Source organism: Collimonas fungivorans, from assembly GCF_001584145.1.
Classification (GTDB): Bacteria; Pseudomonadota; Gammaproteobacteria; order Burkholderiales; family Burkholderiaceae_D; genus Collimonas; species Collimonas fungivorans.
In genome coordinates, this window is the sequence record NZ_CP013232.1 from 2,076,360 (window position 1) to 2,096,431 (window position 20,072).

The window sequence follows — 20,072 nt, forward strand, 5'->3', positions numbered from 1 at the left end:
CAGGCTGCACCGGACCGGTTGTCGCGTGATCGCCACGGCAACCGGATAAACAAAAACTAGGCTGCGGCTGCGCTGCCCGCGATTTCCTGGTTGGCGGCGTTGCCGGCGATTTCGATCTGGCGGTTGACTGCGCTCAGGATAGCCTTGAACGATGCCGTCAAGGTATTGGCGTCGATGCCGACGCCGAAACCGGTAGGAGCGTCGTTGAGGCGCAGTTCGATGTAGCTGGCGGCTTGCGCATCGGCGCCGGCGCTGATCGCGTGCTCATGGAAATCCATTAGCTTGATGTCCAGTCCCAGCGCGTTGACGAAGGCGTCGATCGGGCCGTTGCCATGGCCGCTGCTGGTGTGCGCCTGGCCGTCGCGGACGATGTCGATTTCGATCTTCACCGGCTGCGCCTGGCTCGAATCTTCGCTCATGCGGTGGCCGCGATAGACATATGGCGTTTGCTTGTCCAGATACTCTTGCTTGAAGATGTTGTAGATGTCGCTGGCGGCGATTTCCTTGCCGGTGGCGTCGGCTGCTTTCTGGATCGCGCGGCTGAACTCGATCTGCAGGCGCCGTGGCATGGCCAGGCCGTATTCCTGTTCCAGCAGGTAAGCCATGCCGCCTTTGCCGGACTGGCTGTTGACCCGGATCACGGCATCGTAGCTGCGGCCAAGATCGGCAGGATCGATAGGCAGGTAAGGGATTTCCCAGATGGCGTCGGCTTTTTGCGCGGCGAAGCCTTTCTTGATCGCATCCTGGTGCGAACCGGAGAAGGCAGTGAACACCAGGTCGCCGACATATGGATGGCGCGGATGAACCGGAATCTGATTGCAGTCTTCGACGCACTGGCGCACTTCGTCGATGTCGGAAAAATCGAGACCCGGGTTGACGCCCTGGGTGTACAAGTTCAAGGCCAGGGTCACCAGGTCGACATTGCCGGTGCGTTCGCCGTTGCCGAACAGGCAGCCTTCAACCCGATCGGCGCCGGCCATCACGGCCAGTTCGGCGGCGGCGACGCCGGTGCCGCGGTCGTTATGCGGATGGACGCTGATGATGGCCGCGTCGCGCCGGGCCAGGTTGCGGTGCATCCATTCGATCTGGTCGGCGAATACGTTCGGCGTACTGCATTCGACTGTGGTGGGCAAGTTGAGGATCACTTTGCGGGTGGGGCTGGCGTGCCAGGCATCGACCACGGCGTCGCAGACTTCTTTCGAAAAATCCAGCTCGGCCATGCTGAAGGTTTCCGGCGAATATTCGTAGCGCCATTGGGTTTCCGGACGGGCGTCGGTCAGTTCCTTGATCAGGCGCGTGCCGGACACGGCGATTTCCTTGACTTCATCGCGGCTCTTGTCGAACACGATGCGGCGCCAGGCAGGCGCGATCGGGTTGTACAGGTGGACAATGGCTTGTTTGGCATTCTGCAGCGAATCGACGGTGCGGCGGATCAGGTCTTCGCGCGACTGGGTCAAGACGATGATGGTGACGTCGTCGGGTATATGGTTTTCTTCGATCAGCTTGCGCACGAAATCGAAGTCGGTTTGCGAACCGGAAGGGAAACCGACTTCGATTTCCTTGAGGCCAATCTTCACCAGCAACTTGAAGAAGCGCAGCTTGCGATCGGCATCCATCGGTTCGATCAAGGCTTGGTTGCCGTCGCGCAGGTCGGTGCTCATCCAGATCGGCGGAGCGCTGATGATCTGGTTGGGCCAGGTGCGGTCACTCAATGGAATCGGCGGGAACGGGCGATATTTGACAGCAGGGTTGTGCAACATCATGGTAGGCCTCTCTTGGAGCTGGTGATTGTGCTGAAGAAAAATGAAACGGAATGGTGCGGTGGCGGGAGGGTTGCCTGACTGCCACTCGGAAATTAACGCGAGGCCAGGCAACCGATCGCTAGCGATAGCAGGAATAGGGCCGGCAAACGCAAGGCGGCGAGCGTGTTGCTGTAACGAAAGGATGTAGGGCGAATTGGCTGGGATTGCATAGAATCGTGCTCTTCAAAATCGGGATTCCGTATTGGAACTAACTATCGGAATCTCAGTTTTACTACCGTTGATTTCTTGGCTGGCGCTGGTGTTGCCTTTGCTGCCAGTTGCGTCCCCGTCAGAACGGGGTCGAGATCATAGTGCGCGTAGTAGCGATAGCGCTAGTAGCGGCACTAGCAGCATCGCTGGCAGGGCGCCAGCAATGTGCAGTAGGGAGCGGGATTGGATGCGTGTGGAAAACATGCACTTAATGTATGAGATAAAGCCGGATCTTGTCAAGCGCCGCTTGCCGCATGGCGAAAATATGGCGGAATCTGTGCAGATATAGCGGCCAGAGGGCGTTGTTAGCGGCCAAACAGGCCGATCAGGCCGATGACGATCAGGTACAGGGCGATGATGTAGTTCAAGAGACGCGGAATCGCCAGTATCAATACCCCGGCGATCAGCGAAACGATAGGGGTCAGGTGCAGGCTGGTAATCATGTGCGCTCCTTTTTTCGAGTGGGGGAATTGCTGTGCTGCTGACTCGATGGTACGTCGCCGGCGTTTATTCCCGTGTAGGACAATGTCGCCCGATAGCGTAGGAGTTGCACTGATTCTGGGAGAAAAAAACGGCTTGGCTATCCATTGCGGCAGGAGGAGATACTGCAGCAATGTTGGCTAATGCCGATAAGGACACACACTCCGTCAGGTGTCCGAGCTGGAACTTGGCGGTCATCGTCAGCAACGGGCAGGTCGTTGGCGATCACCATTCCAGGTCGGGCAAGAGACGGATTTACTCCCTTCCCGGGGAATCCATCAGCGGTTTCGCAAATCTGCCGAAATCCGCCTTAAATCAATATGGCATTACAGCGCGCGGGTGCCGGAAATCAGGCGCGTGACGAATGCCGAATATGCCGAACGCTCGGTCTTTTGTTTGGGCAAGGCGCGTTCGATGACCGAGGTCCATTGCTCCGACAGCTGCTGGCAGGTGGCGCGCAGCACCGGCGCCAGTTCAGGCCAGTCGGACAGGGTGCGCAGGTGCCGCTCAATCGTCCTGGCCGACTGCACGCAGGCGTCGTTTGCCAGGTTGTGCATATTGTATTGAGAGATCAGGTGCAGCACCGCCGAGATCAGGAGTTCAGGCGGGGTGCGATATTCCTCGGCCGCGGCCGGATCCGCCGCATTGCGTGAACTGTTCATCAGATGCTCCTAGCTCGGCTGGTTTTAAATAGTAATGATTCTCATTTAAATTATTATCCAAGCCGATCCCGAATGCAAGCATTTTGCTGTTTTTTTATTTCCGGCGCAGGTCAGGCGGCCTCAACCAGCCGGGGAAAGCCGCTCTGGCCAGGGCGGGCAGAGCATCAGGTGTTCGGCGTCCTCCTGGCTGATCTCCTTGAAGCCGAGCGCTTCGTACAGGCGCCTTGCCGGATTGCCGGTCAATACCTTGAGCGCCGTCGGCAATTGCTCACGGCTGGCTTGCTCCAGCACCTTCTCGATGATGGTTCGGCCCAGGCCTTGTCCCTGGAATTGCGGCGCGATCTGGATTTGCGCGATATACCACTGGTTTTGCTCGCGGTAAGCTTTCAGCAAGCCGGCATCCTGGCCGCCGACGGAGACGATCCGTGCATGTTCGAACTGGACCAGTACGCGAGCCAGCTGCGATGCCTCATCGCGCGCAGCGTTAACGCGCGCCAGGTGTTCGCTCATGGTCGCATGGCGCAGGGCAATCAGGAAAGGCAGGTCGGCCGTGGTGGCGCTTCTGAATTCCAAGGCTGGCATGCTTTCCTTCCTGGCGGCGAGGCGACTCGGGGTTATTTGTTCACCAGGTGCTTGGGCACCGATAGCGTCAGCAGGGCGCCCAGCACCAGTGATGCCGCCAGCACGAACATACCGCTGTTGGTGCTCTGGGTCTGGTCTTTCAGCCAGCCGACCAGGTAGGGGCTGACGAAACCGGCCAGGTTGCCTAGCGAATTGATCAGCGCAATCCCGGCCGCCGCCGCGGCGCCGCCAAGGAACGCCGTCGGCAAGCTCCAGAACAGCGGCAGCACGGTAATGATGCCGATGGTCGCCAGGGTCAGCGCCGACATCGCCAGCAGGGTATTGTGGTCGTATACCGTGCTGAGGATCAGGCCGATGCTGCCGAGCAGCGCCGGGATCGCCACATGCCAGCGGCGTTCGCGCCGGCTGTCGGCGCTGTGGCCGATCAGGATCATGGCGACAGCGGCGCTGGCGTAGGGAATCGCGGTCAGCAGGCCGATGTTGAAGGTGTCGGTGACGCCGGTAGCCTTGATGATGGTCGGCAGCCAGAAGCTGACGCCGTACAGGCCCATGACGAAACAGAAGTAGATCAGCGCCATCAGCCACACGCGCGGGTTGGCGAACATCTGGCCGAGCGTAGCTTCCGGTTTCTGGCTGCTTTCGGCGTGTATCTGCGATTCCAGCAATTGCTTTTCCGCTTCGCTCAGCCAGCCGGCGCCGCGGATCCGGTCTTGCAGGTAAAAGATCACGACCACGCCCAGCAGCAAGGAGGGAATCGCTTCCAGGATAAACATCCATTGCCAGCCTGCCAGGCCGTGCACGCCAGGCATGGCTTTCATTATCCAGCCGGATAAAGGCCCGCCGATCACGCCCGAGATCGGCACGCCGGTCATGAACAGCGCCGTCATCTTGCCGCGCCTGTGGGCCGGATACCAGTAGGTCAGGTACAGGATCACGCCCGGGAAAAAGCCGGCTTCGGCCACGCCCAGCAGGAAGCGCATCACGTAAAACGTGGCCGGGCTGTCGACAAAAATCATGGCGCCGGAAACGATGCCCCAGGTGATCATGATGCGGGCGATCCAGAGCCGGGCGCCGACCCGGTGCAAGATCATGTTGCTGGGTATTTCAAAGATGAAGTAGCCGATGAAAAAAATCCCCGCGCCCAGGCCGTAGACGGTTTCGCTGAATTTCAGGTCGTTGAGCATCTGCAGCTTGGCGAAGCCGACATTCACGCGGTCCAGGTAGGAGGCGACATAACAAAGGAACAGCATGGGCAGCAGGCGCCAGGTGACCTTGGCGTAGGTAGCGGCTTCGAATGCACTGCTGGCTGGCGCGTTTGAATTATCTGACATGTCTCTACCTGTTGGTTTAGTTGTAAGAAACGGCGGGGAAGAATTCAGCTCGGCCGGGATGCCGGATTGGAATGCATTGTAGCTGCACCACGGTGGAATGGCTACGGCGCGCTTGCCGCCGCAAAGGTCTGGGGAGGAGCAGGAGTTGCAGGTCGATGATTGGGGAAAAACGGTTTGACCCGCGCAGTTTTGGGCTGCGCGGGTCGGTCTGATTCAACGTTTCCGGCAGCCCAGATCGCCGCGCAGATACCAGTCCGCGCGCGGCTCGGTTTCCTGGGCAATGCCGGGAGTGGCTTGCGGTATCCGTGCATCTAGCAGGACAAACTGCCAGCAGTGCCCGGCCCGGTCGCGCAGCCTGACCGGTTTGTCGAGCTCTACCGGCTGTGCTGCTGCCGGCCCATCGACGCGGATGCCGCCGCCGGCGTCGCGCTCCAGCAGGAAACCAGGCAACAGCTCGCGATGGAACGGACCGTTGGCTGTCATCCTGAGCCAGGGCGTCTTGGCGCGAGGAGCACGCAAATCGAGCGACTGGATCGCACCGGCCGGATGCATGGTGCGGCGAAGCGTGACGTATTGCGCACCGAGATGCCTGGGTAAGGCAGCCGGCCACGGCGCTATCCTTGCCGGCTCCTGTTTGCCGAGATCGATCACCAGTGCGCCGTCGGCAGCGACATCCAGGCGCTCTGCCAGCAGCGTCTGAGCCTCGAAAGGAACGCCGTCAAACCGCAACGGCGCGGCTGTGCCGTAGGCGGCGCAGCCGAGCAGCAGGGCGCCGCACAGGCATAGCTGAAAGGAGCGCGGCAAGGCGTCCATCAACGTGCCGACTTGCGCATGTTCGCCAGGTCCCTGAGCAAGCTGGCCGGCGGTGCATCTTCCTTGACCAGCGTGCCGAGCACCGGCAGGCTGGTCGTCCTGCTGCTGGCTTTCGACTGGGCTGCGCCTGGCAGCGGATCGGTATGCGAATTGAGCACCAGCTGCAGCTTGCTCCAGTCGTCGTTGTCGCTGAGAATGCCCGCGCCGGATCCGTTCAGGTCCATGCGATAGCGTTTTGCCTGCTGCACGCCATCGTAGTTCCAGTCGCCGTAGGCGCCGGCGTCATGGCCGCGTCCGATATTGTCGCTCTCCAGCAGCGAGGCTTCGTTCAGGTTGGCGCCAGAGCCATTCGAGTAATCGATCCTGAAACTGTTGGTCATGGGGCCGTCGTCCAGCGCGCTGGACGGCATGGCATCGGCTGCATATCCCGGCACTGCCACGTGGATCGTTGTATTGATGGTGTGATACCAGCGCTGGGTCGGTCCTATGCCTTTCGGGTTGGTGGGCAAGCCGTCCAGCTGGTACAGGTAGTTCATGATGCTGAAATAGTTGGGTTTGTAATTGGCATCCTCGAATCCGCCGTGATGCAGGCCGATGGTATGGCCGAATTCGTGCATGATGGTGCCGGCCTGGTAATTGATCAAGAGATTCTTGTATTTCTGGACGGTCAGGTCGAGGCCGCTGAATCCCCATTGCCCAAGCGTCACCAGGAATTTATTGCCAGGCAGTTCAGCGATGCCTGAACTGCCTGAACTGCCGTCGGACTCCTGCGAGGACGCCATCAGCATGTAGCGGAACACCGGCTTGCGGCGGACGTCGAGCGAACCGCTGGAATACTGGTAGAGGGAGCCGCAGTTGGCGTTCTGCGGGTCGTCAGGCGTGTTGGTGCATTTATCAAACACCTGTGCGCGGCTGACGTCGCCCGACAAATTGAAATCTGCGGGGGCCAGCGCCGCGTTGAACAGGTTGCCGACGTCGAAATGCACTTGCGTGTTGTGCGCCTGGAATGCCGCCGCCACTTTTTGCAATGCTTCCTTGCGCGGACTCAGGGCCGGGTCCGCGCTGGTCATGTAGTCGACCTGTATGAACAGGTCTTTCTGGCCCTTGCGCGCACCCAGGCTATACAGGTCGAGGCCGGCGAACCTGCCTCCGGCGACTTTGGCGGTGTCCGGAATGCCATCGTTGTCGCTGTCCACCGTGCCTGCTGGCACATCGTTAGGGCCGCCCGGCGTGGGGAACTGCACCAGGGTCCAGTCGCTTTTGCCGGCGCTGGCTCGGAAGTCGCTGCTCAGGCGCACGATTGAACGATCGAAGTTGTCGAGCGGATCGAGCGTCTTGGCTGATACAAAATTCGGCAAGGTGGGAAATGCGGCTACGTTGTCGCCGCTCCATGCGGCAACAGTGGCCGGCTTGGCCGCCTCGCTGCCGAAGCGGACGAAGTCCACTGTCTTGCTGTCGGCGACAGTCACCAGTTCGACAAAACCGGCTTTGTCGGTCCAGTACGGCAGATATGTTCGGGCGCTTCCCGTGGCGGGCGGCTGCGGTGCGACCGAGGCCAGGATATAGGCCGATTTGTCGGTGTCCTTGAGGTAAGTTGAGGATTTGCCGGCAAGGACAAAATAGCCGCCGGCCGGGATATCGATTTTCGGAAGGTCAAATGTTACCGGATTCGGACTCAGCGCCTTGCTGGCGTTGTCCAATCCGTTGGCGCGCAAGCGGTAGTCGTTCAAATGAATCGTTGCCGGCGAATTGTTGAAAACTTCCACCCAGCTTACTCCCGCCGTTCCGCGATAGTTCGCCGCCACTTCGCTGAGATACAAGCCTGGTGCAACCGCGGCTGCCTGCTGCGCCGGCGATTGCGCCTGGGCCTGCGAGGAAGCGGCTTTTGCCTGGGCACTAGTGAGATTGCCGCCATTGCCGTTGCCATCGCCGCAGGCGCTGAGGGTTGCGGCAAGGATCACCGGTAATGAAGCCTGCGTTATTTTGTTAGATCCAAGACTGAGCAAATAGGATTTGATATGCATAGGAACTTTCAGTGATATAGAAATGACGGTTTTCGCGTAATCGAAATGGCGGGTAAGCCTTTCATCTGCAAAAACCTGCGCTGTGCGGTTGGCGTGATCAGATCCGGATTCCTCCTTCAGTAAAGGCTTGCGATATTTGGCCGGTTCGCCGGAATGCGGCCGGACCGGCCTAAGCAAGGGAAGGCGGGCTGTGCGGGTGCTTGCCGTTCCCTTATTAGGGTTGCCCGTCAACAAGAAAAAAGGGGACATGTTTTGGTGAAATTATTTATATCGATTCGGCGGATTCCTCCAGGCCCTTGCTAAGTGCTTGATTGCGCAGGGTGCACATTGCCTGGCTGTGTTTGATGGAGGCGGGCCGGCCGCGATGGCAGGATTGCAATTCGGCGGCGCCGGAACCGGGATGAAATGCGTCCCGATTGCAATGATCTCAACTATACTCAGCGCATCCACCCCACAGCACTGAGGTTCCTATTTCATGGAGTTGCGTCAACTGCGCTATTTTGTCGCCATCGTCGACCATGGTTCGCTGTCGCGCGCTGCGCGAGTCTTGCATATCGCCCAGCCGGCCCTGACGCAACAGATCAAGCAGCTGGAGGATGAGCTGGCGGCGCAGCTGCTGCATCGCTCGGCGCAGGGGGTGATCGCCACCGACGCCGGCAAGATTTTCTATGAACATGCGCAGGCGATCCTGAAGCAGGTGACCGACGCCAGATCGGCCGTGGCCCAGTCCACCGACAAGCCGGCCGGCACGGTCGCCCTCGGCATCCCGCAAAGCGCTTCCGGCATCCTGGCCTTGCCTTTGCTGACGGCGATGCGCGCCCGCTATCCGGATATTTCGCTGCAATTGACCGAGGAACTGACCGGCAACCTGATCGAGCAGTTGAAGACCGGCCGCATCAACCTGGCGATACTGTTCGACGATGGCCAGCTGACTGCGTTCGCCACCACGCCGCTGGTGGAAGAGGAGATGATGTTCATCACGCGCAGCGGTTCCCAGTATGCGGGCAAGCGCCGCTCGATAACCTTCGCGCGCGCCGCCAAGGCCAGGCTGATATTGCCCGGCATGCAGCACGGCGTGCGGCCGCGCATCGAAAGCGTGGCCCGTGCCGCCGGCCTGACGCTCGATAACGTGGTGGAAATCAGTTCGGTGACGATCATGAAATCAGCCATCCTGGCCGATATCGGCGCCACCATCCTGCCGGTGGCGCCGCTGCTGCCGGAAATCAAGCGCGGCGAGATGAGCGCTTACTCCATCAGCGGCGAAAAGCTGTCGCGCACGCTGACGTTATGCGCGTCGAAGAATATTCCGTTGACCACGGCGGCAGCGGCGGTAGAACGGCTGGTGCTGGAGGTGACCGACGAATTGTGCCGCAGCGGACAATGGCTGCATGCGAAGATTCTGGCGCGGCCGTGAGTCCGGTATCCGAGCCATCGTTTTTTCTTATATCCCTATCCAGAATCAGTATTTCCTGTTGGCGCCGCCAGTCCCTTAGACTTCAGTCACAGCAGAGTTCAATGCGTGCTGCGAGGGCCGCCACCATGGCCGTCTGGCCTGACAGTCGGATACCTTATCGGGTGTTCACATGGCAGGTTTGTTTCCGGACCATCATTCTGGAATCGTATCGAAAACCGCACATGCAGCGTCGTCTGCCGTTATCCGGAATCCGTGCCGCAGCTCCGTCCTGATCAAACGGAGCGAGCCGGAATCACGCCTGACTCCGGCCGTATTTTTCAGCGTGTGTTTTCCTGGCGCCGGGCCAGTTCGTCGTGTTCGGCAAATACCTCTTTTGCCGCAAACATGCCGTTCAATGCCGCAGGAAAGCCGGCATACAGCGCCATCTGCATGATCGTTTCGGTGATTTCCAGGCGCGACAGGCCAACGTTTAGGGCCGCCGCCAGATGCACCTTCAATTGCGGCTGGGCCGTGCCCATTGCGGTGAGCGCAGCCACCGTCGCCAGTTCGCGCTGCTGCAGGCTGAGGCCGGGGCGGGAATAAATTTCGCCGAAACCGAATTCGATGACGTAGCGCCCGAGATCGGGAGAAATATCGGCCAGGCTGTCGATTACCTTTTCGCCGGCGATGTCGTCGACTTCCTTCAAACGTTGCAAACCTCTTTCATAAGTGCTTTGTTCCATGTTTTTCTCCAAGTGAGTCATTCGTGGTGGTCGGCCTGCAGCTGCTGTTCCATGCGGGCATACAACGCGACCTTGTCGCGCAGCATGCCGAGTGTTTCCTGCAGCTCCAGCAGTTCAGCTTCCAGCGCAACCGTATGCTGCTCCAGCAATGCCTTGCGTTCTGACACACTGCCAAGGCGGTCCCCCAGCCTGCGCAATTCGGCATAACGCAGCATCTGTTGTATCGACATGCCGGTAGCGCGCAGCCTGAGCAGGAATGCAATCCAGTTCAGGTCTTCCTGGCGGTACAGGCGATGCTGGTTGCTTTGCCTCGGGACAGGATCGATCAAACCTATCTTTTCGTAATAGCGCAAAGTGTGGATGCTGAGCCCGGTGGCTGTCGCAGCTTGCTGGATCGTGATGGAAGTGGCCATGGAATAAAGTTTAGAAGTTAGAGTGCACTCTAGGTCAAGCGTTTATTATCGCAGCACTGCAATCTGTTCACCGCAATGGCCCGCTAAAAGTCGGGATAGGCATTACGGGATATGATTACCTGACCATTTCTCCCTGCTCTATCCCATTTCTTCAAACGAAAGGATCATCATGGAATACCGACGTTTAGGAGCATCAGGATTCAAGGTGCCGGCGCTCAGTTTCGGCACCGGCACGTTTGGCGGCAAAGGCGATTTTTTTGGCGCCTGGGGCAATACCGATGTCGCCGACGCCAGGCGGCTGGTCGACATTTGCCTCGATGCCGGCCTGACCATGTTCGACAGCGCGGACGTCTACTCCGACGGCGTAGCCGAATCGGTGCTGGGCGAAGCCATCAAGGGCCGGCGCGACCGCGTGCTGCTGTCGACCAAGGCGACCTTCCGCACCGGCGAGGGACCGAATGCGGTCGGCTCTTCTCGCTTCCACCTGATCCGGGCTTGCGACGCCGCGCTCAAGCGCCTCGGCACCGACTACATCGATCTGTTCCAGCTGCACGGATTCGATGCCCTGACCCCGGTCGAAGAAGTACTGTCGACGCTGGACGACCTGGTACGCGCCGGCAAGATCCGTTATGCCGGCGTGTCGAATTTCTCCGGCTGGCACCTGATGAAATCGCTGGCGGCGGCTGACCGCTACGGCTACCCGAGATATGTCGCCAACCAGGCATATTATTCGCTGATCGGCCGCGACTATGAATCGGAACTGATGCCGCTGGGCCTCGACCAGGGCGTCGGCGCCGTGGTCTGGAGCCCTCTGGGCTGGGGCCGCCTGACCGGCAAGATCCAGCGCGGCCAGCCGCTGCCGGAGCAAAGCCGCCTGCACAAGACTGCGGACATGGGGCCGCCGGTGGCGGACGAGCTGTTATACCGGGTGGTGGACGCATTAAAGGAAATCGCTGCGGAAACCGGCAAGACCATCCCGCAGATCGCGCTTAACTGGCTGCTGCAACGGCCCACTGTCGCCACCGTGGTGATCGGCGCCCGCAACGAGGAGCAGCTGCTGCAGAACCTGGGTGCCATCGGCTGGAACCTGAACGCCGAGCAGGTCGCCAGGCTGGACGCCGCCAGCGCGGTGACCGTGGCCTATCCATACTGGCACCAGCGCGGCTTCACAGAGCGCAATCCGCTGCCGGTCTGATAACCCGGCTGCACCATCATCGCTTTTCGTCATCAAGATTGCAAAAATAAAGTGCTGAAACAGCTGCATCCTCATTAAAATCAGCGACTTGATTGTAAGTAGCCATTGCAGCTAAGGAAATCAAGTGCATATTCTTTTGGTGGAAGACGATTCGGTGCTGGCGGACGGCATCTTGCGCATCTTCAAAGGCCACGGCATGGTGGTCGACGTGGTGCAGAACGGCAGCGACGCCGATGCGCTGCTGCAGCGCACGGAAATTTCGGTGGTGGTGCTGGATATCGGCTTGCCTGGCATGGACGGCTTTGAAGTGATCCGCCGTTTGCGCGCGCGCGGCAGCAACATCCCGGTGCTGTTGCTGACTGCGCGCGATTCGGTGCAGGACCGGGTCTACGGCCTGGAGCTGGGGGCCGACGATTACCTGGTGAAACCGTTTGCCACCCAGGAGCTGGTGGCCAGGGTACGCGCGCTGCTGCGCCGCAGTGCGCCGCAGCCGCTGGAGATGCACCTGGGCGGGCTGTCGCTGAACACGTCGTCGCGGCGCGCCAAAATCAACGGCAAGGCGATCGAGCTGTCGGTGCGCGAGTGGGCGGTGCTTGAATACCTGCTGCAGCAGGCGTCGCGTGTCGTATCCCGGCAGCAGATCATCGACGCCATCCTGCCCTGGGGCGCCGAGCTGACGCTGAACGCGGTGGAGGTATACATATCCAGGATCCGTTTGAAAATCGCCGATGCCGGCATCGAGATCCGCACCATCCGCGGTTTTGGCTACATGCTGGAAAAAACAGAAGCATGACCAGCATTCGCGTCAGGCTGCTGAAATGGCTGCTGCTCCCGCTACTGGTCGTCAACCTGGCCGGCGCCGGGCTGGTTTATTGGCTGGCCTGGAGTCCGGCCCGGACTGCAGTCGACCAGGCTCGGATCCTGATGGATATGGTGTGGCTGGAGGCGGTGCTGGTCCCGGTGCTGGCGGTTGTCATCTGGCTGGCGCTCGGCAGGGGATTGCTGCCGCTGAAAAAAATGACCGCCGACCTGGAGACGCGCAGCGACGACGATTTATCGGCGCTGGACCAGCGCCATGTGCCGCTCGAACTGAGCCCGGTGGTGACAGCCATCAACCGCCTGCTGGACAAGGTGCAGCAGGATGCCAAAGCGCAGCAGAATTTTCTTGCCAACATGGCGCACCAGCTGCGCACGCCGCTGGCCGGATTCCGCACCCAGCTGGAATGGCTGCTGCAGAAACACATCGGCGAAGAGGAGAGTGCGCATTCGATCGCACTGATGACTTCGTCGACCGAACGCATGATCCGCCAGACCAACCAGCTGCTGACGCTGGCGCGCGCCGAGCCGGCCAAGTTCGAGAAGGAGCGCTTGCGGGTGGTCGAGCTCAACCGGCTGGTGGAAGAATCGATCCAGCATTTTGTCGAGCAGGCGCACCGGAAGAATATCGACCTTGGCTTCAACCTGCAGCCGACGCGGGTGATGGGTGATCATTTCCTGTTGCGCGACCTGATCGACAACCTGATCGACAATGCGATCCGCTATTCACCCCAGGACGGCAAGGTCACCGTCAGTTCGCTGCATGGCAAGGACGGCGGCATTTTCTCGGTGGAAGATTCTGGTCCCGGGATTGCGCCTTCCGAGCAGGAGCTGATCTTCAACCGCTTCCGTCGCCTCGACGACAGCGTCGCCGGCAACGGCCTGGGGCTGGCGATCGTGCGCGATATCGCCAAGGACCATGGCGCCAGGATCACGGTTGAGCCCGCCGCCGCAGGCGGCACGGTGTTCTCGGTGCATTTCCCGTTTCCCATCCTCGGCGCGCCGTCAAGACTGCCTCCCGGGTAAACTGCTGCCCATCCTCCGGATGCCTGTCCAGCGCTGATTTGTTCCGCCAGCGCAAAAGTCCTATTCCCAAACTGCACATTGTTGTACGCGGCAGATTCCTTCATTCTCCAACCTTGCAGATATTTCCATATGGAAATGTCGACGCAAAGCCAGGCGGCAAGCCAGTCTACATGGCTTAACGTCAATGTTTCCGAGTGGCATATTTGTTGCTTAGTGTTTCTGCGGAAATGTTTCAGATTGCAACTACCTGTAGCAATACGAGAAATTTCTGCTGGAAATGATTGACGCAAAAGAAACCTGTGCGCCAGCAATTGGTGCAACGGTGACCGATGCATCGCCCAAAAGGCGATTAACAAATGGTTGTATCCGTCACAAAAATTAGATTTCTACTCTGATACTTACCCATGGGGAGTGTGGTTATGATGAAAGAAAGAAGACTGCAACGTTCGCTGCGACTGATGTTTTCCGGCGGCGTCGCTGTCGGATTCGGGCTGCTGGCGCAATCGGTGCACGCGCAGGAGACCAAGACCGACGACGCACCACAACAGATGCAACGCGTCGAAATCACAGGCTCGTCGATCAAGCGGATCACCAAGGAGGGCGCTCTGCCGGTGCAGACACTGACCCACGAAGACATCGCCAAGAGCGGCGCCAACAGCGTCGCCGACCTGATCCAGGCCTTGCCGGCGATGCAGGGGTTCATCCCGCAGTCGAGTTCTGTGAACGGCAACGGCAGCGGCGTCGAGACGGCTTCCATCCATGGCATCGGTTCCGGTTACACCCTGGTGCTGCTGAACGGACGGCGCATCGCCAAATCGGCAATCTCCCACAACGACTATGCGGTCAACCTGGCCAGCATTCCGCTGGCGGCGGTGGAACGGGTTGAAATCCTGACCGACGGCGCCTCCGCGCTGTACGGCTCCGACGCGATTGCCGGCGTGGTCAACTTCATCCTCAAGAAAAACGCTACCGACGCCACCATCACCGCCACCTACAATGCACCGACCAAGGCCGGCGGCAAGAGCTTTAACGTCGGCATCTCCAAGGGTTTCGGCGACCTCGACAAAGACGGCTACAACGTGCTGCTGGCATACAGCCACGACGAGCAAAAAAACCTGGTTGCGGGACAGCGTGGGTTTGCCAGCAGCGGCATAGTGCCGTTCAGCGTCGGCGGCCAGAATTATTCGCTCTACCAGACCAGCAGCTATACCGCGCCGGGCGGCGTTTCATTGCGCCATGCGGACGGTTCCGATCCGACCCAGTTTTCGCCTGACTTCCTGAAAAACGGCAGCTGCGGACCGAATACTTTCCAGGCCGGGAATTATTGCAAATTCAACTATGCGGCGACGGTCGAACTGATACCGGAATCGCAGCGCGACAGTTTTGTCGTGTCAGGCAACTTGAAGCTCAACAGCGCCACCAACCTGTTTGCCGAGGCTGTCGCTTCGCGTTATTCCATCACGCCGCAATATGCGCCGTCCGCCCAGCCCTTGGCGCTGTCGCTGAGCAGCCCGCTGTACGCCAAATATGTGACGCCTTACCTGGCGCAGCTGGGAGAAAATCCTGCAAACATCAACGGCGCGGTGATGAACCTGCGCCTTGTGGACGCCGGCGGCCGCACCGATGAATACCGCACCGACGCCCTGCACCTGGCGTTCGGCATAGACGGCAACGCGCTGGGCTGGGACTACAACGCGTCCTACACCCATTCGCAAAACAAGTTCTACGACAAGGCGATCAACGGTTATCTCAGCAACAATATGTTCCAGAACATCGTCGCCGCCGGCGGCTTTGATCCGTTTGCGCCTTCGGGAACCGGGGTAGCCGCGCTGGCGCCGGCCGTATTGCACCAGACGCTGGACCAGGCGACCTCCAAGCTCGACATCATCAACGCGCATGCTTCCCACGACCTGTTCAAGGCGCCGGGCGGCATGTCGCAAATCGGCTTGGGTGTGGAAGCGACCAAGGAGCAGCATACCGACAGTCCTAGCGCGATTTTGCAAAGCACCAACGCGCTGCAGCCGAACTTCACCGATTCCATCATCGGCGGCAACGCCGGCGCCTTGCCGTTTTCGGCAAGCCGGATGAACTACGGGACGTTTGCCGAAATGCTGGTGCCGGTCATGAAGAACCTGGACGTCACGGCGGCGCTGCGTTACGACAGCTACGATGCGGCGAAAAACGATGCAAACTTCGACAACGCCGGCAATCCGCTCGGTTCCGCAACCCAGGGCAACTCCGCCAGCAAATCCACGTACAAGATTTCTGCCCGCTGGCAACCGGTCGAATCACTGTTGCTGCGCGGTTCCTACGGCACCGGCTTCAAGGCGCCGACCCTGTCGCAGATCACTTCGCCGATCCAGTTCAGCGGCAATACCGCGCAACAGCACCCATGTCCGGTTTCGGCGCCCGATCCAAGGGCTGCCGGCTGCCAGGGCGTGACCCAGTATGACGTGCTGCAAGGCGGCAACCAGCTCAGTGGTTCGAGCGGCTTGAAGCCGGAAACCTCGAAGCAGAGCACGGTCGGCTTCCGTCTTGAACCGATACGCAACCTGTCGATCGGCTTCGACTTGTGGACCGTCAGCATCAAGAACCAGATCAGCATCCTGCAGGAAAATATCGCGTTCTCCAATCCGACCGCTTATTCCAACCTGTTCACCTTGTTCAACGACCCGATCCAGGGATCGCAGACGATCGCCTTCCTGCAGACTCCGGTCAACCTGGCCAGCGCCAAATACCAGGGGATAGACTGGGACCACAGCTTCAAGACCAAGACCCCGATCGGCGACATGAGCCTGCAATGGACCGGCACCTACATGCTGAAAGCCGAGCAGGATTTCCCGGGTACCGGCACCCAGAGCAGCCTGGGTAAATACGGCGCCGACCAGAACGTGGTGTTCCGCGTGATTTCGCGCCTGGCAGGATCATGGAAACAGTCGGATACCTGGACTCACACCCTGACCGCCAACTATCGCTCCGGCTATCACGACCAGACCTATACGGCGGACGACGCCACGGTCCGCATCGTCAATCCTGACGGCTCCTACGGCGCTTTCGTCGCCATGCCTAACCACGAGGTGGCGTCTTACACCACGTTCGACTGGCAGACCAAGATGACGGTCAAGAAAGGGCTGGAATTCACCGGCGGCATCAAGAACCTGTTTGCCCGTACTCCGCCTCTGTCCCTGGTGACTGCGGGCGGCGGCAACCAGGTTGGCTACGATGCCCGTTATACCGATCCGCTGGGACGCCAGTTCTACATAACCGGCACCTACAAGTTCTAACAGCCGTTTAATTTGCAAGCTGCCAGGCCGGCCGGATGCGATGTTTGCGTCCGGCCGGTTTTTTTTCGTCCGGTCGTTTCCTTGCACCAAAATGTTGCAGTGAAGAACTGATAAGATAGGCCGATCAACTTGATTGAAGCAGACGGCGAGTGCTGTCGATTTTCTAACAGGAAGGCCTGCCCATGAACTTATCGAGCCGCCCAGCGGTGCTGGACCTGATCGGCAATACCCCATTGATAGAAGTGACGCGGCTGGACACCGGCTGCTGCCAGCTGTTTCTCAAGCTGGAATCACAAAACCCGGGCGGCTCCATCAAGGACCGCATCGGTTTATCCATGATAGAAGCGGCTGAACGGGATGGCCGCCTGCAGGCTGGCGGCGTCGTGATCGAAGCTACCGCCGGCAATACCGGCCTGGGCCTGGCGCTGGTGGCTTGCGCCAAGGGCTACCGCGTGATCCTGGTGGTGCCGGACAAGATGTCGGGGGAAAAAATACAGCACCTCAAAGCGCTGGGCGCCGAAATCCATATCACCCGTTCGGACGTCGGCAAAGGCCATCCGGAGTATTACCAGGATTATGCCGCGCGGCTGGCGCGCGAAATGCCGGGCGCCTTTTATGCCGATCAATTCAACAATCCCAGCAATCCGCTGGCGCATGAACAAAGCACCGCCCCCGAGATCTGGGAACAGTGCGGGCACCAGCTCGACGCCATCGTCTGCGGCGTCGGCTCGGCCGGCACGCTTACCGGCCTGACACGGTTTTTCCGCAAGGCGCAGCCGGCGCTGGAGTTTGTGCTGGCCGATCCCAAGGGCTCTATCCTGGCCGAATACATCAATACCGGAAAAATAGAATCGACCCCGGGTTCTTGGGCAGTGGAGGGCATCGGCGAGGATTTTGTGCCGTCCATCGCCGACTTGTCCGGCGTCAAGCACACCTATACGATCAGCGACGAAGAAAGCTTCAGCAGCGCGCGCGAACTGGTGCGCGCCGAAGGCATCCTCGGCGGTTCCTCCACCGGCACCTTGCTGGCGGCGGCGCTGCGCTATTGCCGTGAACAGAGCCAGCCCAAGCGCGTCGTCACCATCGTCTGCGACACCGGCACGCGCTACCTGTCCAAGGTCTACAACGACAACTGGATGCACGACCAGGGCCTGCTCAAGCGCGAGACCGTGGGCGACCTGCGCGACATCATCGGCCGCCGTTACGAAGAAGGCGGCGTCATCAGCGTGGCGCCAGGCGACACCTTGATGACCGCGTTCAACCGCATGCGCAGCGCCGAGATTTCGCAGCTGCCAGTGATCGACGGCGCAGAGCGGCAAGTAATCGGGATTATCGACGAATCCGACTTGCTGCTGAAAGTCGCCGCCGACGCTGCCAATTTCAGCCAGCCGGTAAGCAGCACCATGACCAGCGCGATAGAAAAACTGGCGCCGACCGCAAGCGTCGATGCGCTACGCAGCACCCTGGCCCGCGGCCTGGTCGCCATCATTGCCGACGGCGACCGCTTCTACGGCCTGATTACCCGTTTCGATCTACTCAACCATCTTCGAAGGAGTCTTTCATGAGCAACAACAAGGATAGCGGGCAACCGTCCGACCTGCATTTCGCCACACGCGTGATCCACGCCGGGCAAGCCCCCGATCCCACCACCGGCGCCATCATGCCGCCGATCTACGCCACCTCGACGTTCGTGCAGCAGAGTCCGGGCGTCAACAAGGGGCTCGACTACGGCCGTTCGCACAATCCGACGCGCTGGGCGCTGGAGCGCTGCGTGGCGGACCTGGAGCAGGGCTCGCAGGGCTTTGCCTTTGCCTCCGGCATGGCCGCCGCGGCGACCGTGCTGGAGTTGCTGGACAGCGGCGCCCACGTGGTTGCCGGCGATGACCTGTATGGCGGCACTTACCGCCTGTTCGACAAGGTGCGCAAGCGCAGCGCCGGCTTGTCGTTCAGCTTCGTCAACCTGGTCGACCCGGCCAACCTGCTGGCGGCGATACGGCCGGAAACCAAGATGGTCTGGGTCGAGACGCCGACCAATCCGATGCTGAAGCTGGCCGACCTGGAAGCGATCGCCAAGATCTGCCGCGAGCGCGGCATTATCGCCGTCGCCGACAATACTTTCGCCAGCCCGATGGTGCAGCAGCCGCTGACTTTCGGTTTCGACGTCGTGCTGCACTCGACCACCAAGTACCTGAACGGCCATTCCGACATCATCGGCGGCATCGCCGTGGTCGGCCGCGAAGCGCGCCAGGCGGAATGGCTTGAGCGCCTGGCTTTCCTGCAGAATGCGGTGGGCGCCATCGCCGGGCCGTTCGACAGCTTCCTGGCTTTGCGCGGCGTCAAGACGCTGGCGCTGCGGGTCCAGCGCCATTGCGAAAACGGGCTGGAACTGGCCAGCTGGCTGGAAAGCCAGCCGCTGGTAAAACGGGTCCATTATCCGGGCCTGGCTTCGCATCCCCAGCACGAACTGGCTCAGCGCCAGATGCAAGGTTACGGCGGCATCATCTCGGTCGAGCTCGATACCGACCTGGCCGGCGCCAAGCGCTTCCTGGAACGCTGCGAGATCTTTGCGCTGGCGGAGAGCCTGGGCGGGGTGGAAAGCCTGATCGAACATCCGGCCATCATGACCCACGCCACGATTCCGGCGGAACACCGGGCCAAGCTCGGCATCAGCGATTCGCTGGTGCGGCTGTCGGTCGGTGTGGAAAATATCGAGGACCTGAAAACCGACATGCGCAACGCGCTGGCGGCCATCAGGCAATGAGCGACGGCATGCACGACTGGGAGACGCGTGTCGCTGCGCTCTGGAAGCAGGTCGACTCGGTGACGCCGGAGCAGCTGGTCAGCCGCATCGATCTGCTGGCGGCCGAGCGGCCTGCAGATGACGCCCTGGCTTTATTCGAGCGCGCCTGCGCGCGCGACACGGCCGGGCTGGAATCGGCGGCGGAGCCGCTGTACCGGGCGGCGCTGGCAAGCCAGGGCCTCGATCCTTACCGCCAGGCGCGAGCCTCGATCCAGCTTGGCAGCACCTTGCGTCTGCTGGGGCAACTGGATGAGAGCGAACGTTTGCTGGCCGCGCAGCTTCAGCGCTACGCCGATGCTGCATATGGCAAGGCTCTGTACGATGAAACGCGCGCTACGCTTGCGCTGACTTACCTGCTGCAGGGAAGGGCGGCGGAAGCCGCCTGCCTGGCGCTGGCTACGCTGGCGCCGCATTTGTCCCGCTACAATCGTTCGGTGGCGGCTAACGCTGCTGAAATCCTGAAGAATACCGCCACTGCTTCCAACTGGTCCTGATCCT

At 60.4% G+C, this 20,072-nt stretch carries 17 protein-coding genes; 8 read left to right on the forward strand and 9 right to left on the reverse strand.

Annotated elements, in window-relative coordinates:
- Positions 1-56 precede the first annotated feature (56 nt).
- The 7 genes from leuA to CFter6_RS08930 all read right to left on the reverse strand — a co-directional run bounded on the left by leuA (position 57) and on the right by CFter6_RS08930 (position 7,841).
- Positions 57-1,763: a 2-isopropylmalate synthase gene (gene leuA / locus CFter6_RS08905; RefSeq protein ID WP_061539628.1), complete on the reverse strand. Its 1,707-nt coding sequence runs from the start codon at positions 1,761-1,763 to the stop codon at positions 57-59.
- A gap of 554 nt (positions 1,764-2,317) precedes the next feature.
- A complete protein-coding gene (locus CFter6_RS24990) occupies positions 2,318-2,455 on the reverse strand; it encodes a DUF3096 domain-containing protein (RefSeq protein WP_014005509.1) in 138 nt (45 codons plus the stop codon).
- Between the two features lie 363 nt (positions 2,456-2,818).
- A complete protein-coding gene (locus CFter6_RS08910; protein WP_061539629.1) occupies positions 2,819-3,154 on the reverse strand; it encodes a hypothetical protein in 336 nt (111 codons plus the stop codon).
- A 120-nt stretch (positions 3,155-3,274) separates the two neighbouring features.
- Positions 3,275-3,736 (reverse strand): GNAT family N-acetyltransferase, encoded by a 462-nt coding sequence (locus tag CFter6_RS08915; protein WP_061539630.1) that lies wholly within the window; start codon positions 3,734-3,736, stop codon positions 3,275-3,277.
- A gap of 32 nt (positions 3,737-3,768) precedes the next feature.
- A complete protein-coding gene (locus CFter6_RS08920; RefSeq protein ID WP_061539631.1) occupies positions 3,769-5,067 on the reverse strand; it encodes an MFS transporter in 1,299 nt (432 codons plus the stop codon).
- A 213-nt stretch (positions 5,068-5,280) separates the two neighbouring features.
- Positions 5,281-5,880, reverse strand: coding sequence for a hypothetical protein (locus tag CFter6_RS08925; RefSeq protein WP_061539632.1), 600 nt, complete (start codon positions 5,878-5,880; stop codon positions 5,281-5,283).
- Entirely contained in the window at positions 5,880-7,841 is a 1,962-nt protein-coding gene (locus CFter6_RS08930; protein ID WP_061539633.1) for a zinc metalloprotease, read from the reverse strand. Before CFter6_RS08930 ends, CFter6_RS08925 begins: the two co-directional genes overlap by 1 nt.
- 538 nt (positions 7,842-8,379) lie before the next feature.
- Between CFter6_RS08930 and CFter6_RS08935 the strand changes: the two genes are divergently transcribed.
- The gene (locus CFter6_RS08935) at positions 8,380-9,318 is read left to right on the forward strand and encodes a LysR substrate-binding domain-containing protein (RefSeq protein WP_061539634.1); all 939 of its coding nucleotides are present in this window, start codon (positions 8,380-8,382) and stop codon (positions 9,316-9,318) included.
- Positions 9,319-9,635: 317 nt separating this feature from the next.
- Here the strand turns inward: CFter6_RS08935 and CFter6_RS08940 are convergent, their stop codons facing one another.
- Entirely contained in the window at positions 9,636-10,040 is a 405-nt protein-coding gene (locus tag CFter6_RS08940) for a carboxymuconolactone decarboxylase family protein (RefSeq protein WP_061539635.1), read from the reverse strand.
- A 17-nt stretch (positions 10,041-10,057) separates the two neighbouring features.
- The gene (locus CFter6_RS08945) at positions 10,058-10,453 is read right to left on the reverse strand and encodes a MerR family transcriptional regulator (RefSeq protein ID WP_061539636.1); all 396 of its coding nucleotides are present in this window, start codon (positions 10,451-10,453) and stop codon (positions 10,058-10,060) included.
- Between the two features lie 169 nt (positions 10,454-10,622).
- Here CFter6_RS08945 and CFter6_RS08950 point away from each other — a divergent pair, with 169 nt between their 5' ends.
- The 7 genes from CFter6_RS08950 to CFter6_RS08980 all read left to right on the forward strand — a co-directional run bounded on the left by CFter6_RS08950 (position 10,623) and on the right by CFter6_RS08980 (position 20,068).
- Entirely contained in the window at positions 10,623-11,648 is a 1,026-nt protein-coding gene (locus CFter6_RS08950) for an aldo/keto reductase (protein WP_061539637.1), read from the forward strand.
- A gap of 124 nt (positions 11,649-11,772) precedes the next feature.
- Positions 11,773-12,441: a response regulator transcription factor gene (locus CFter6_RS08955; protein WP_061539638.1), complete on the forward strand. Its 669-nt coding sequence runs from the start codon at positions 11,773-11,775 to the stop codon at positions 12,439-12,441.
- The gene (locus tag CFter6_RS08960; RefSeq protein WP_061539639.1) at positions 12,438-13,490 is read left to right on the forward strand and encodes a sensor histidine kinase; all 1,053 of its coding nucleotides are present in this window, start codon (positions 12,438-12,440) and stop codon (positions 13,488-13,490) included. The genes CFter6_RS08955 and CFter6_RS08960 overlap by 4 nt, the downstream gene beginning before the upstream one ends.
- 419 nt (positions 13,491-13,909) lie before the next feature.
- A complete protein-coding gene (locus CFter6_RS08965; protein WP_061539640.1) occupies positions 13,910-16,774 on the forward strand; it encodes a TonB-dependent receptor domain-containing protein in 2,865 nt (954 codons plus the stop codon).
- Positions 16,775-16,956: 182 nt separating this feature from the next.
- Entirely contained in the window at positions 16,957-18,339 is a 1,383-nt protein-coding gene (locus tag CFter6_RS08970) for a pyridoxal-phosphate dependent enzyme (protein WP_061539641.1), read from the forward strand.
- On the forward strand, positions 18,336-19,535 hold the full coding sequence (locus CFter6_RS08975; protein WP_061539642.1) for a trans-sulfuration enzyme family protein: 1,200 nt from the start codon (positions 18,336-18,338) through the stop codon (positions 19,533-19,535). The genes CFter6_RS08970 and CFter6_RS08975 overlap by 4 nt, the downstream gene beginning before the upstream one ends.
- Positions 19,532-20,068, forward strand: coding sequence for a tetratricopeptide repeat protein (locus tag CFter6_RS08980; RefSeq protein ID WP_205631454.1), 537 nt, complete (start codon positions 19,532-19,534; stop codon positions 20,066-20,068). The genes CFter6_RS08975 and CFter6_RS08980 overlap by 4 nt, the downstream gene beginning before the upstream one ends.
- The last annotated feature ends 4 nt before the right edge of the window (positions 20,069-20,072 follow it).

Coding starts and splice junctions, on each gene's coding strand:
- CFter6_RS08925 (WP_061539632.1), bottom strand. CDS start 5,880: ATGGACGCCTTGCCGCGCTCCTTTCAGCTATGCCTGTGCGGCGCCCTG.
- CFter6_RS08975 (WP_061539642.1), top strand. CDS start 18,336: ATGAGCAACAACAAGGATAGCGGGCAACCGTCCGACCTGCATTTCGCC.
- CFter6_RS08970 (WP_061539641.1), top strand. CDS start 16,957: ATGAACTTATCGAGCCGCCCAGCGGTGCTGGACCTGATCGGCAATACC.
- CFter6_RS08915 (WP_061539630.1), bottom strand. CDS start 3,736: ATGCCAGCCTTGGAATTCAGAAGCGCCACCACGGCCGACCTGCCTTTC.
- CFter6_RS08950 (WP_061539637.1), top strand. CDS start 10,623: ATGGAATACCGACGTTTAGGAGCATCAGGATTCAAGGTGCCGGCGCTC.
- CFter6_RS08935 (WP_061539634.1), top strand. CDS start 8,380: ATGGAGTTGCGTCAACTGCGCTATTTTGTCGCCATCGTCGACCATGGT.
- CFter6_RS08940 (WP_061539635.1), bottom strand. CDS start 10,040: ATGGAACAAAGCACTTATGAAAGAGGTTTGCAACGTTTGAAGGAAGTC.
- CFter6_RS08980 (WP_205631454.1), top strand. CDS start 19,532: ATGAGCGACGGCATGCACGACTGGGAGACGCGTGTCGCTGCGCTCTGG.
- CFter6_RS08965 (WP_061539640.1), top strand. CDS start 13,910: ATGATGAAAGAAAGAAGACTGCAACGTTCGCTGCGACTGATGTTTTCC.
- CFter6_RS08910 (WP_061539629.1), bottom strand. CDS start 3,154: ATGAACAGTTCACGCAATGCGGCGGATCCGGCCGCGGCCGAGGAATAT.
- CFter6_RS24990 (WP_014005509.1), bottom strand. CDS start 2,455: ATGATTACCAGCCTGCACCTGACCCCTATCGTTTCGCTGATCGCCGGG.
- CFter6_RS08945 (WP_061539636.1), bottom strand. CDS start 10,453: ATGGCCACTTCCATCACGATCCAGCAAGCTGCGACAGCCACCGGGCTC.
- leuA (WP_061539628.1), bottom strand. CDS start 1,763: ATGATGTTGCACAACCCTGCTGTCAAATATCGCCCGTTCCCGCCGATT.
- CFter6_RS08960 (WP_061539639.1), top strand. CDS start 12,438: ATGACCAGCATTCGCGTCAGGCTGCTGAAATGGCTGCTGCTCCCGCTA.
- CFter6_RS08920 (WP_061539631.1), bottom strand. CDS start 5,067: ATGTCAGATAATTCAAACGCGCCAGCCAGCAGTGCATTCGAAGCCGCT.